General features: G+C 55.4%; 12 protein-coding genes and 2 pseudogenes. 6 read left to right on the top strand and 8 right to left on the bottom strand.

Features of this window, described 5'->3' with window-relative positions:
• Positions 1 to 9: 9 nt before the first annotated feature.
• A complete protein-coding gene (locus tag ACREYP_RS12070) occupies positions 10 to 906 on the bottom strand; it encodes an AraC family transcriptional regulator (RefSeq protein WP_336818744.1) in 897 nt (298 codons plus the stop codon).
• A gap of 124 nt (positions 907 to 1,030) precedes the next feature.
• Between ACREYP_RS12070 and ACREYP_RS12065 the strand changes: the two genes are divergently transcribed.
• Positions 1,031 to 1,918, top strand: a complete 888-nt coding sequence (locus tag ACREYP_RS12065; RefSeq protein WP_336818792.1) for an SDR family oxidoreductase — start codon at positions 1,031 to 1,033, stop codon at positions 1,916 to 1,918.
• A 41-nt stretch (positions 1,919 to 1,959) separates the two neighbouring features.
• Here the strand turns inward: ACREYP_RS12065 and ACREYP_RS12060 are convergent, their stop codons facing one another.
• From ACREYP_RS12060 to ACREYP_RS12040, 5 genes are all read right to left on the bottom strand, one after another.
• Positions 1,960 to 4,227, bottom strand: a complete 2,268-nt coding sequence (locus ACREYP_RS12060; RefSeq protein WP_336818743.1) for a TonB-dependent receptor domain-containing protein — start codon at positions 4,225 to 4,227, stop codon at positions 1,960 to 1,962.
• Between the two features lie 90 nt (positions 4,228 to 4,317).
• Positions 4,318 to 6,426 (bottom strand): S9 family peptidase, encoded by a 2,109-nt coding sequence (locus ACREYP_RS12055; RefSeq protein ID WP_498880878.1) that lies wholly within the window; start codon positions 6,424 to 6,426, stop codon positions 4,318 to 4,320.
• Positions 6,427 to 6,507: 81 nt separating this feature from the next.
• Positions 6,508 to 7,296 (bottom strand): cell envelope integrity protein TolA, encoded by a 789-nt coding sequence (gene tolA / locus ACREYP_RS12050; protein WP_498880877.1) that lies wholly within the window; start codon positions 7,294 to 7,296, stop codon positions 6,508 to 6,510.
• A gap of 6 nt (positions 7,297 to 7,302) precedes the next feature.
• Positions 7,303 to 8,175: a ChaN family lipoprotein gene (locus ACREYP_RS12045; RefSeq protein WP_336818739.1), complete on the bottom strand. Its 873-nt coding sequence runs from the start codon at positions 8,173 to 8,175 to the stop codon at positions 7,303 to 7,305.
• Between the two features lie 209 nt (positions 8,176 to 8,384).
• On the bottom strand, positions 8,385 to 9,182 hold the full coding sequence (locus ACREYP_RS12040; RefSeq protein WP_336818737.1) for an SDR family NAD(P)-dependent oxidoreductase: 798 nt from the start codon (positions 9,180 to 9,182) through the stop codon (positions 8,385 to 8,387).
• Between the two features lie 117 nt (positions 9,183 to 9,299).
• On the opposite strand from ACREYP_RS12040, the gene ACREYP_RS12035 reads away from it, so the two are divergent.
• The 4 genes and pseudogenes from ACREYP_RS12035 (at position 9,300) to ACREYP_RS12020 (ending at position 11,615) form a co-directional block, all read left to right on the top strand.
• A complete protein-coding gene (locus ACREYP_RS12035; RefSeq protein WP_498880876.1) occupies positions 9,300 to 10,244 on the top strand; it encodes a GlxA family transcriptional regulator in 945 nt (314 codons plus the stop codon).
• A 71-nt stretch (positions 10,245 to 10,315) separates the two neighbouring features.
• The gene (locus ACREYP_RS12030; RefSeq protein WP_498880875.1) at positions 10,316 to 10,867 is read left to right on the top strand and encodes a dihydrofolate reductase family protein; all 552 of its coding nucleotides are present in this window, start codon (positions 10,316 to 10,318) and stop codon (positions 10,865 to 10,867) included.
• Between the two features lie 81 nt (positions 10,868 to 10,948).
• Positions 10,949 to 11,140 (top strand): annotated as a pseudogene (locus ACREYP_RS12025) (antitermination protein Q); the annotation flags it as partial.
• A 142-nt stretch (positions 11,141 to 11,282) separates the two neighbouring features.
• The gene (locus ACREYP_RS12020) at positions 11,283 to 11,615 is read left to right on the top strand and encodes a hypothetical protein (RefSeq protein ID WP_336818733.1); all 333 of its coding nucleotides are present in this window, start codon (positions 11,283 to 11,285) and stop codon (positions 11,613 to 11,615) included.
• A gap of 47 nt (positions 11,616 to 11,662) precedes the next feature.
• On the opposite strand, the pseudogene ACREYP_RS12015 reads toward ACREYP_RS12020, so the two are convergent.
• Together ACREYP_RS12015 and ACREYP_RS12010 are read right to left on the bottom strand one after the other, a co-directional pair.
• Positions 11,663 to 11,899, bottom strand: a pseudogene (locus ACREYP_RS12015) (integrase core domain-containing protein); the annotation flags it as partial.
• The gene (locus tag ACREYP_RS12010) at positions 11,799 to 12,011 is read right to left on the bottom strand and encodes a transposase (RefSeq protein ID WP_008459162.1); all 213 of its coding nucleotides are present in this window, start codon (positions 12,009 to 12,011) and stop codon (positions 11,799 to 11,801) included. The pseudogene ACREYP_RS12015 and the gene ACREYP_RS12010, both read right to left, overlap by 101 nt.
• A 190-nt stretch (positions 12,012 to 12,201) precedes the next feature.
• Between ACREYP_RS12010 and ACREYP_RS12005 the strand changes: the two genes are divergently transcribed.
• Complete coding sequence (locus ACREYP_RS12005) at positions 12,202 to 12,477, top strand: metal/formaldehyde-sensitive transcriptional repressor (RefSeq protein ID WP_008459160.1); 276 nt, start codon at positions 12,202 to 12,204, stop codon at positions 12,475 to 12,477.
• Positions 12,478 to 12,479 lie beyond the last annotated feature (2 nt).

Here is a 12,479-nt window from a genome sequence, read left to right as displayed (position 1 = left end):
CGCCAGCCGCTAGCCTTTTGAATACTGCCGGGGTGAGCAGCCCATCACCCGCTTAAAAGCTTTACCGAACGCGCTTTCAGATTCATACCCCAATGCCACCGCAATACGCGCCAGGGAATTACCAGACTGGCGCAGTCTGTCGCAGGCCAGCATCATGCGCCAGCGCGTCAGGTAATCGATAGCGGATGCGCCCGTCACCGCTTTGAACCGGGCGGCAAACGCCGACCGCGACATTCCCACGCGCTCAGCCAGTTTTTCCAGCGTCCAGTTGAAAGCGGGCTCTTTATGCATGCAGGTCAGGGCCAGACTAAGCTGTTTATCCGCCAGCGCATACAGCCAGCCCACGGCGGGTTGCTGAGCTAAGTGCAGCCTCAAAGCCTGAATCAACAGCATCCACGCAAGCTGCTGAATAATAAGCGCGCTACCGGGGCGAGGCTGGCGGATTTCATCGGACATTTGATCCAGCGCCCAGCGCATGGCGGCCTTACTTTCAGGTTTCTGAATGCAGACCACCGGCGGCAAAGAACTCAGCAGCAGATCGGCCGCTTCCCCGCTCAGCACAAAATGGCCGCCGACCAGGAAACAGCTTTCCTGCTGGCCGGGGATAACGTCAGGCCCCAGCTTGCCCGCCTGGCGCAGCGTGTAGAAATCTACAGGTGCGGCATCAAGTCCGGTCGCGAGGCAAAAAGGCGGCCCCGGCGGCAGGAGATAACAGTCCCCCGCCTGCAGCAGCAGCGGCTCGTTCATACCCTCAACCGAAAGCCAGCAGCGGCCTGACACCACGGCGTAACACTTGATGCCGGCATGCTCAGGCCACTGAATGGCCATATCTTCATGCAGCGCCACGCCGCCGGAGGCATAGCTTTGGGGTTTCAGCAGAGAAAGCAGTTCAGACAGCGGATCCATAGCAACTCCGGACGATGAGACCAAAAATGGCGACTTTTGAACATTGTTCGTCTTTCTCCCCCTGTTTACAGTAAATCCCGTCGGACGGCAACTCAGTCCTCAGTGACGGTTTGGGGTAATGACTATGCGTATTTTTGTCACCGGTGCGACCGGTTTTCTTGGCTCGGCCATCGTGCAACGGCTGCTCGCCGCCGGGCATCAGGTACTGGGGTTAACGCGTTCTCAGCGCGGAGCCGAGGCTTTATCAGCCTGGGGCGCAAAAGCACATTATGGCGATCTGGATGATCTCGCCAGCCTGCAGCACGGGGCAGATCTTGCTGACGCCGTGATTCACACTGCGTTTAATCATGATTTTTCTAACTTTGTCGCCAACTGCGAGGCGGACGGGAAAGTGATTACTGCCATGGGGGACGCGCTGGTGGGCTCGGTTCGCCCGATGGTGATCACCTCCTTTGTGGCAATGGGCGCCACTGAACCGGGCCAACCGGCGACGGAAGCGGGGTATAACCTTCAGACGCCAAACCCACGCAAGGCCACGGAAATTGCCGGTGCCAGCCTGCTTGAGCGGGGCGTTAACGCCTCGTTTGTGCGGCTGCCACAGGTGCATGACACCTTCAGGCAGGGGCTAATTACGCCGCTTATTGAGCTGGCTCGCGACAAAGGCGTGGCGGCATATGTTGACGAAGGCAAAAACCGCTGGTCGGCGGTGCATCTGAGCGATGCTGCCCGGCTGTATGTTCAGGCGGTGGAGAGAGGCGTGGCCGGGGAGCGCTACAACGCCGTGGGGGAAGAAGGGATCGCGACTAAAACGATCGCCGAAACGATCGGGCAGGGGCTTGGTGTGCCGGTACGCAGCATTGCCGCCGACAAAGCCAGCGATCATTTTGGCTGGCTGGGAAATTTTGCCGCCCACGACATGTCGGCCTCCAGCGCCATCACGCAGCAGAAAACAGGCTGGCGGCCATCGGGACCCGGTCTGATTGAAGACTTGCAGAAGATGAAATACCGCTAATTACCCATCGCCCGGCCTAAAACCGGGCGATGGGCTGACAATCAGAAGCGAACTTCGCCACCAAAAATCCAGGTTCTGCCGCGGGCGGTATTCGCCCGGCTGGCGTCATCTCCAGGCCCGGGCATCATATTGAGCTTGTTCAGCGCCTCGGAGTAATCCCGGTTCATCAGGTTTTGTACCGTGAGTTTCAGCATCAGATTGCGGTTCACCTCATAAGTGCCGTAGAGGTCGATAATCGTCGGGATCTGCGGTAAATCCTCTTTAACGATGGCCCCGGTACGCTCATCGGTTTCGAAATCAGGCGACAGCCGCCGTGCTTTACCGGTGTACTTCACTATCGTCCCGAGGGTCAGAGCCTTATCGAAGAAGCGCACGCCGGCATCCAGCGTCATGTATTTCCGTGGCAGCTCGGTAATATCCCCCGCGCCAAAGTAGGTGCTGGCGATAGACGTGGGCTGGTCGGTCTGCTGCTGGCTGAAGGAGAGGCGACTAAAGGCGAAGCCTGCGTCGTAGTCCATCTCCAGTTCCACGCCGTGAGCGGTGACGCCGGTGGCCGAGTTCACGTAAATGTACATATTGTCGCTGTACTCGTCGCTGATGTCCGCCCAGTCATTGCCCAGCACCTCGGTCATATTGCATTTTCTACCGCCGGTGCAAACCTGATAAGATTCGCTGAAGATATAGTTCTGGATCCTGCTGCGGTAGGCCAGCGCCTTAAAGCGCAGCGAGTCCTGCTGAACGAGCAGATCTTTGGTGTCGATATTAAATCCGGCCTGCCAGGTTTCCGCGCGTTCAGGTTTTAAGAACGGGTTCATGGATGCGCCGCCGGAGTTGGAGAAAAACATCTCCTGAATATTTGGCGCACGCATCGATTTACTGTAGCCGACAAATGGCTGAAGCCACGGCGTAGCCTGGGCCGACAGCTGGACCGATGGGTTAAAACCGCTTTCTCGTTGGTCAACGTCGTAACTTCCCTGGGGGACGCAGACAACGCGTTCGTCACAGGGCGGCTTATGCCCGGTAATTCGGTTGCGCGTGTAGTTGAGGTTAAGATCTGCCTGCCAGATACCGCGCGTCACCTGCAGTCCGGTGTATAACGCCGAAATATCCTGCCGCCCGGAAGGTGCGAATGGATTGTTTTCTATAGCCTCCTGGTTGGTTTTCTCATCCCCTGCGGCGGCATTAATAAGCCTGGTGTAACGGGTGCGCATTAGCTTGCTGCCCAGCGTAAACGCCAGATCGTTATCGCCCAGGCTAAAACGGCTGGTATTGTTTATATCCAGCGCATCGGAACGGTTTTGCGCGGAGGTGCTGTAAAAAGTAAACAACGAATCATCCCGGTATTTCTGATCGCCGCGGCTGGTGCTGGCCGTGACGTTAAAATCAATTAGCTCAGAGAACGGGGCATAGTGATATTTAATATAATAATCGTCGCTGGTGATGTCCCGGCGGGAGAATCTATTTTCATAGGTTCTCGCCGACAGTTCGACACTATTAAATTCGTTGGGCTTAATATCCATTTTATAAAGCTGGGATTTCGGGTTCTGCTTCATAAATTTATCGTAACCAAACTCTTCACTATTAATGCCTGAGCCGTTCGAGAAATTAGAATAAATAGAACTGCCGCTGATGGCGGCCATTGCGCCAAAGCTCCCGGTATCGCTAAAGGCGTCTGTTCTTCCGGCCGTCGCAATCATCCCGCTGCGCCCGATCCCGTTGCTGCCCACCGAGAAGCGCGACCGCAACCCGTAATCATTCCCCTTAAAAATCACGTCATCGACGCCGAGGGTGCGCATGTTTGCGCTGCCGGCAAGGGCGTTGATTCCCGCGGAACCACTGCTGTCCCCACGCGTAACGTCCACGCCGACCAGGAAATTCGGGTCGATAAGCACCCCGGCCTGGTTGTTAGTGGAGCCGTGAACGGTAGTGCCGGACGTTGTGGTGCCGTAAAAGCTTTGGGTAATGCCGTCCACCATCGTGTTAACCCGGCCAAAACCGCTCATCCCGCGAATGTTCACGCTCACCGTCCCCTGGCCAGGATCGATTTGGGTATAGGTGCCAGGCATACTGCGGAGCGTGGCATCCAGAGATTGCAGGTTTTTATCCGTGGCGCGGGAGCTGGTTGCGCCAGGTTTTTCCAGCGCCTCTTGTTCGCGGGTAATATTTCCGGCGGAAACATTAAGTGGGCTAAATACCGCCGAGCCTTTTTTGTCCCCGTTAGTTATTTCATCACTATTTTTTGCCAATCCGCTGGCGCTGAGCAATAACATGCCCGAGCCGAGAGTTACGGCCAGTTTATTAACGTTCATACGTGTCCTTGAAGTATTGTAATAAAATAAAAGTTATTTTTATTATTATGTTGCCTGAGTAGGCCTTCCCATTAAGGGAAGGCTTCCAGGTTAGTGCTGTTTATCTGCCTCCAGAATAAAACTGTATTCGAGGGCGGTATTCTCCAGGCGTTTTATTCGGCCTGATTTACCGCCGTGCCCGGCCTGCATCTCGGTCATCAGAAGGATTTTGCCGGAGCCCCGCTGGTTTTCACGCAGCTTCGCGACCCACTTTGCTGGCTCCCAGTATTGCACCTGCGAGTCGTTGAGGCCGCTGGTCACCAGCAGATTTGGGTAGTGCGAAGGCTTAACGTTGTCGTAAGGACTCCAGGATTTGAGCCGCAGATAGTCCGTCTTACGGTGTGGGTTGCCCCATTCGTCATATTCTCCCACCGTGAGCGGCAGGGATTCGTCCAGCATGGTTGTCACCACGTCCACAAACGGCACCTGCGCCACCACGGCATTGAAGAGTGTGGGCTGCTGATTAATCACGTTGCCCATCAGCAAGCCGCCAGCGCTTCCGCCCATGGCGTAAAGTCTGCCAGCCTGCCCGAAGCCCAACTTAACCAGGCCGTGGGTCGCATCGAGAAAATCATTAAAGCTGTTGGGCTTGTTTTCCAGCTTCCCTTGCTGATACCAATGCTGGCCAAGCTCACCCCCGCCGCGAACGTGCACAATAGCGAACACAAAACCGCGGTCCAGAAGGCTGAGTCTGTTGGCGCTGAAGGCCGGATCCATGCTCATTCCGTAGGCACCATAGCCGTAAACCAGCAGCGGGCTGTGGGCCGGTTTGAACATTTTTTTGTTATACACCAGCGAGACGGGCACCTTCACGTCGTCGCGGGCGGCGATCCAGATCCGCTCGCTGTGGTAATTCTCCGGCGAGGTGTTATTGACCTCCTGGCGTTTTAGCAGGGTACGTTCGCCGCTGGCCAGATCCCATTCATAAGCGCTGGTGGGCGTGGTCATCGAAGAGTAGCCATAGCGCAGCTTGCCGGCCTGTGGCTCCGGGTTATAGCCGAGCCAGGCCATATAGCTGGCGTCATCAAACTGTAGCGTCTGCTCACTGTGGTTCAGCCAGTTAATCTTGCGTATCTGGCTCAGCCCGTCCCGGCGTTCAGCCACCACCAGCCAGTCTTTAAACAGGGTGAATCCTTCCACCATTTTATTGGGTTGGGGCGCAACCACTGCCTGCCATTTGTCGCCGGGTGCGTGGCTTTTATACAGCCCAAAATTGGCGCTTTCCTGGTTTGCACGCAGGTAGAACTCCCCCTCAAAATGGTCGAGATAATATTCAATCCCCGGCCTGCGGGTGACGAAAAGTACCGGGGGTGTTTCGGGTTTATCCGCATCGATCAGGCGGGCTTCTGATGAGGTGCTGGCACTGAGCTTGATGATTAAATAGCGGTCCGAAGCCGAACGGGAAAGCCCAAGATAATAGCCGCCGTCAGCCTCTTGATAGACCAGCACGTCCTCGGCAACAGGCGTGCCGGGACGATGCCGCCAGACCTGCGAGGGCACCAGGGTTTGTGGATTATTGCGGATATAAAACAGGTAGCGCCCGTCATTAGACCAGACCATATTCCCGGAGGTGTTTTCGATCGCATCCGGGAGCCATTTTCCGCTGTTCAAATCGCGCAGCGAGAGGCGATACTGGCGGCGGCCCGTCGTGTCCTCGGCAATCGCCATCATCTGATTGTCCTGACTGACGACCAGGCCATTTAGCTGGTAATAGGCCTGGCCTTTGGCACGCAGGTTGCCGTCCACCAGCGTTTGCCAGTCACCTTCGCCCCCGACGAGCTGCCGCTGGCTGACGGCGTATTCTTGCCCGGCCAGATAAACATCCTGATAGCGATAACCGTTGCGCTGGAAGGGCACAGAGCGGTTTTCCTGGCTCATTCGCGCCACCATTTCCCGATACAGCGTGTCCGTTAACGCTGCGGACGGCTTCAGTACCTCGCGGGCGTAATTATTCTCCTCCTCAAGATGACGCAGCACTTTCGCGTCGCTGCGGCTGTCATCCCTGAGCCAAAAATAGTTATCCACGCGAACATCACCATGCTCAATAAGCTGGTGGGGAATTTTGGGCGTAGCCGGGGGCTGCGGCGCGTCGGCGATTGCCCAACGGGCAGATAGCGAACAGACGAGGAGTAGCGGGGTGGCTTTCCATAGTTTTTCCATGAGGCGTCCTTAATGTCGGGCGATGGGGCACCCTGCCGAATATTCAGCATAAAGTTAACGTTCAGGTTGTGGGGCTTAGCGCTAGCTTCGGCTAAGTTCCGTCAGGTCGAAATTGATTGGCATTGTGACGTTATACACGCCTCCCTTTAAGCGCTCGACGGGCGGTTTCGGCAGCGGCTGGGCACGGTCTAAAACGGCCACGGCTTCCCGATCAAGCGAGCGCGTTCCCGATGAACCGGTTAGAGAACTGGCAACAACTTTGCCCGCAGCATCCACGGTAAACGTCACCACTGCGATGCCCGTTCTGGCACGCTGACGGGCGTCGCCAGGGTAGCGTTTGAAGCGGTTGAGATGGCCTTTGACCCGGCTCTCCCAGCTATCCTGCTGGCTGTTTTGTTTCTCCGCATCACTGTGGTAAGGCGCGGCAATACGCGAGGACACCACGCTGGGCTGAGGAGCGGCATTGGTCGAGATGGCCGCCTGGCTGCTGTCGCTGGTTTGCTCCCTGACGTTGCGCGGTGGGCGAGGTTTTTTCATTTCACCTTCGGCAGCTTTTTTCCGACGAGTGACTTCAATCACCGCATCTTTGGCTATCGGCAAAGGCTGCTGTTGCTTGTCTTCAGCCTGCTGCTTTTCTTCTGCTGCCGCTGACTCCTGCTGGGCAATGCCCACCGGAAGCGGGACTGGCGTCGGCGGGGCTTCGATATCGTCGGCCCATTGCAGCATCACGGCGGGCGCAGGCTCCAGGGCAGAGGGCGTGTCAGACACCTGCCAGATTAGCGCTAAAAAAAGGCCTCCGTGGAGGAGCAGAGACAGCGTAAAACCCGTGCCGCTTCTGCCCGCCAGAGAAGGAGTCAACGTGTCTGTCATCGACGGTTACCGTTTTGCCGGAGCAGGCGCAACAAACCATACATAATCAGCCTGATCTGCCGTGATATTCATGCCTTTTTCCGCCAGCATCAGCACTACCGGCTTCGAGGCGGGAGACAAGTCCTCCATATGCAGCGGCACGCCGATGCTCCTGGACGCATGATATCCGCCCGCAATCAGTAAAGCGGGCGTTGGGGCGCTCAGCAACTGTTGGGCCATATAGCGATCGCGCTGCTGCTGAATCGCCAGCATTGACGTCAGCTGTTGGCCTTCGATGCTGCCCCCGTGCATGGCAATAATCGTTTCTTTCAGCGCGGCCTGTACGGCGGGCGCGGTTGATTTTTTCCCTTCCGGGAAGCGCGGGTCTTTATAAAGACGCATTATCTCATCGCGGTTGATATTGGCGTTGAGTAAAGGTGAGGGCGCGCGCAGGGCTTCGGTCACGACGCCGCCATACATCTCCCACGGCCAGCCTTTCTGCCAGTGAAGCAGCTCCTGAATGCGGCTGTCCCGCACCTGCGGCTCCTCTTTGAGCCAGGCCTTCACCTGGGTGACGCGCGGCTGTTGGCTGGCGGTTAGCATCTCCAGCAAGACGCTGCCCTGAGGACGCTCTTTTGGCAGATTCTGCAGCAGCCAAAGCTCAATCTGGTGATGTTCGGCGTTATCGTGCTTTTCGCCGACGATAAGCCGCTGAGCGCTGGCGAGTTTGGCCAGCAGCTGTCGTTCTGTCAGCGTTTTGCCACTTTGTAAATCAATGATTTGCCCATGCGTGACGGCGACATGGCTTGCCGCTTGAGGCGAGGGAGAGGTTTGGCTGCAGGCGCTGAGGCCCAGGCTGGCTAACGCTATCAAAGACGTAAGGATCAATTTTTTATGCATATCTTTTGCCCGGAGGTAGCCTTCACTGGCTGTTAGTCTTGATGTCGATCAATTTACCGCGGGCAGGATGTTAACAAATAAAATATTTAAATGATACTCATTATCATTTAAATATTATTACAGGCAGGTGATTTGAGCGACAGTTGGCGTTGATAACAGCAAAAATGCCGCCTGAGGGCGGCATCTGTAGAGCAAAATAGCGTGATTGCTTAGCGAGTGTAACGCGGCGCTGGTTGAGAAGCGCTCAGATGCGAGCTAATCACCCGGCGTTCAGCCTCCCAGTTATCCCATTCGCGGCCATCCTGCAACGAAGGAATGGTCACCTTTTCACCGGCATCAAGGCCGACCAGCGCGGCATCCACCATATCTTCGGTACTCATCACCCAGCTTTGCGGCAGATTTTCGTGCCCGCCCACGCCGGCAATATTCCAGAAATCCGTGGCCGTGGCGCCAGGCAGCACGGCCTGAATGCGCACGCCGGACTCCGCCAGCTCCTGCTGCAAAGAGTGACTCAATGCCAGCACGAACGCTTTACTGGCCCCGTAAACACCGTTCAGCAATTCAGGGGCAATAGCGACGACCGAAGCAATGTTAATAATGGTGCCGTGCCGGCGGGCAGCCATTGCCGGGGCCGCCGCATAGGTAAGGCGAGTTAACGCAGTCACGTTGAGGTCTATCATCGCAGTCATTTCATCCACTCTGGCTTCCAGCACGCTTTCTTTTGAGCCAAAGCCCGCGTTATTCACCAGCAGCGTAATAGACTCGTCGTTTTTTAGCCGCGTTTCGATCTGCAGCAGCTCTGTCGCGTTACCCAGATCGGCGGGAACAACCTCCACCGATTGCCCGCTTTCTTCACGAATGCGCCGGGCGACCTGGTTCAGACGGTCCGTGTTGCGAGCCACCAGAATCAGGTTATAACCGCGTTTAGCCAGGCGGGCCGCGTAGACGGCGCCGATCCCGCCGGATGCCCCGGTGACGAGGGCTGTGCCTGTAGATGTGTTGCTCATTGTGTAGCTCCTGAAAAGGGGGTTAATTGACGAAAGCAACATTAACACTGGCTTTTTGTGTCTCAAATGTCATATAACCGTCTTTTTATGACACCATCAATCACGGCGGTCTGCCACATGCAAAAGGTCGGTTTTGTTGTTACCCCCGGGTATTCCACCATGGGATTCGCCGTCATTACGGCATTTGAAGTGGCTAACCTGATGGCGAGCGAGCCGGTGTATGAGCTGCATTTGCTGTCTGAGCAGGGCGGCGGGGTGCCTACGTCGGCAGGGTTTGAGGTGATGACTGAGTCAATGGCGGATACGCAGTACGATCTCCTGCTGTTCGGCGCCACGATGGAACAGGCTTCCCCCGCGACGATTGATTTTGTTCGCCAGGCGGCGGTCTATGCGCGCCGCCTGGCCGCCGCCTGCCTCGGGACCTTTTTATTGGCCGAAGCCGGGTTGCTGGAGGGCCGGCGGGCCACCACGCACTGGATGTATGCGCGAGATCTGCAGCAGCGTTTTCCGGGCATCAGCGTGGAAGAAGATAAGATTTTTATTTGCGACGGGCCTTACTGGACCTCTGCGGGGATGACGGCGGCCATCGATCTTGCGCTGGCGCTGATTGAAGACGATCTTGGGGCAGATATCGCGCGCACCATCGCCCGGAAGCTGGTGCTCTATCACCGCCGTTCCGGTGGCCAGTCGCAGTTTTCCTCCCTGCTCGAGCTGGAGCCTAAATCGGACCGCATCCAGAAAGTGATGACATACGCCCGCGCGCACCTGGAAAATGCGTTGAGCGTGGAAGAGCTGGCGGCGGTGGCGAATTTATCTCCCCGCCAGTTTAGCCGCAGCTTTCAGGCTGAAACCGGCCAGTCGCCCGCTCGCGCGATCGAACATTTGCGCCTGGAGTCCGCCCGTATGCTGCTTGAAACCAGCGCCCGCTCCATCGACGAAGTGGCCCGGCAAACCGGGTTTGGCGAGCGGGACAGAATGCGCCGGGCGTTTCTTCGCGCCTACGGCCAGCCGCCACAGGTAATACGCCGCCAGGCGCGAGGAGATGAAGAATCGCAAGCCTAAATTTGGCAGTGGCGATGTGTGTTTATCTCTGTATTATCAGGCGGATAATTGTCTGACAGAGAGAGAAAAGTATGGCCAATTTAGTCTATTACGTCGCCGCGACGCTGGATGGTTACATTGCCGACCAGCAGCATCAGCTGGACTGGCTAATGAACTTCCCGCTGGGGGATGACGCCACGCCATACGATGAGTTCTATCAGACCGTTGGGGCGGTGATCATGGGGGCGGAAACCTACAGCTGGATTCTGGAAAACTCGCCAGAGGCCTGGCCCTATGCCGATGTCCCGGCATTTATCGTCACGCATCGTTCGCTATCGGTGCCTGAAGGGCAAAATATCTCGCGGGTACAGGGCGAAGCCGTCGACATTGCCGCGCAAGCCCGCGAAGCCGCCAAAGGCAAAGATGTCTGGCTGGTAGGCGGAGGTAAAACTGCCGCCTGGTTCGCCGAAGCCGGAGAGCTGCAGCGCCTGTTTGTCACCCAGATCCCGGTCGTTATCGGGGCGGGGATCCCACTGCTGCCGGTGAGCCAGGCGTTGAGTTTTTCTACAGTGAATCAGCGCGTGCTAAAGAGCGGGGCCATCGAGTTTATTGCTGACGTGAAAATAGTATCGGAAGCCATCTAGTCGAAGGGCTTTTTTTTCGATAGAGCCGGCCATTAGGTTGGCGGGACAGAATACGCCGTCGGAGATGATACGCCTTTAGGTGCGGGAAACGGGGTCAGCGTCGTATCGTCAGCTACCGTTCACCGGGCAATACTGAAACGCCTGCCGGATCTTCACCAGTCTTCATGGTCGCGTAACTGGAAGCGGTTTTATGAGGGGCTGGTGAATGTCTGTTGTGTAGAAAAGGAAAAGGCCGAGACCGCTTTTAGGGTTGTGGCGCGATCAGAATTCTGAATTTGCTTTCTGATGCTGCGAAGAATGGAACCCTGCCGCATTACGGAGGTTTTTTGCTGATTAAGTTGCAGTCAAAAACGCTACATTTCATTATAATAACACGTTACTATATAGTGTTATTTTATAAAGGGATATAGCTGTCATGGACAAAGAAGAAATTCGAACTGTTTTATTCTCGCGTGGCTTTACCAAAAAGGAAAGTGCATTTATAGCGCATTGGATAGAAAAGGAGGGCGTATCTTATATTGTTATATTGAGGCAGTTAAGAAGAGCATTTTTGGGGGGCGTTTTCTTGAGGCTTTTAATTTTAGCCTTCTGTGTTGTTAGTTACATCAATGATGGTGTCGATTCGTTCTATGGGATTATTTTTGTTGGTGTCTTTTCATTTTTTGTTCTTGAGATTTTCGCCCCTTTTAAGGTAGGGGCGAAGATTTTTTTAAATTATAATAAAATTATAAATCAGTTAGATTTATAGCTATCCGCAATTGATTTGAGTGCAACTCCATTGTAAATAGGCCCGTTTTAGTTCCTCGCACTTTTTGAGATTTCCGGGTTTTCAGTTATCAGCCGGTTTTCTTCCGGCGTCAGGTTATTCAGGGATTAATGAGGGCGCTCACTGTTATATTCAGCCAGCCAGCGTTCTGTAATTTCCCGTCCTTCATTCAGCGTTCTGAACAGATAAAAATCCAGTATTTCTGTCCTGTACGTGCGGTTGAACCGTTCGATAAAGGCATTCTGCGTGGGCTTGCCAGTTGTAATCCGAGGCTTCAGAGATCCCGGCCTCGCGGCAGATATCCTTAACGGTGCGCCCGGCTTCGATGGACTTCAGAACGGCGATGATCTGGTGTTCGGTGAATCGGGCTTTGCGCATGGCGATCTCCTCCGGGGACATAATCGGTATCCCGGAAGATCTCTAAATGTGAATGGTCCGGTTTGCCGGGATGCCTCCATATGTCTTTTAATGTGAGTCCTTAATTCATTGAAATTTAAATAATATTTAAAATTGTCAATAAGTTAAAAATTACGTTACTATACCCCCCTACAGTATAAAAGAGGCGGTTATGCCACACTCTCCGGAAGACAAAAAACGTATTTTGACCCGCGTCAGGCGCATTCGCGGCCAGGCCGAGGCGCTTGAGCGCGCGCTGGAAAACGGCGATCCGTGCCTCGCCATTTTGCAGCAGATCGCGGCCGTTCGCGGGGCAGCCAACGGCCTGATGGGCGAAATGATGGAAATTCACCTTAAAGACGAGCTGGTCACCGGCGACACCTCCGAAGAGCAGCGCGCGCTGCGGATGGCGGAAGTCGGGAATTTGCTGCGCTCTTATCTAAAATAAAA

The organism is Enterobacter sp. TMH.L2 (genome assembly GCF_050847315.1).
Classification (GTDB): domain Bacteria; phylum Pseudomonadota; class Gammaproteobacteria; order Enterobacterales; family Enterobacteriaceae; genus Cedecea.
The sequence above is the reverse complement of the archived record's forward strand: the minus strand, read 5'-3'. Positions and strand labels throughout refer to the sequence as shown.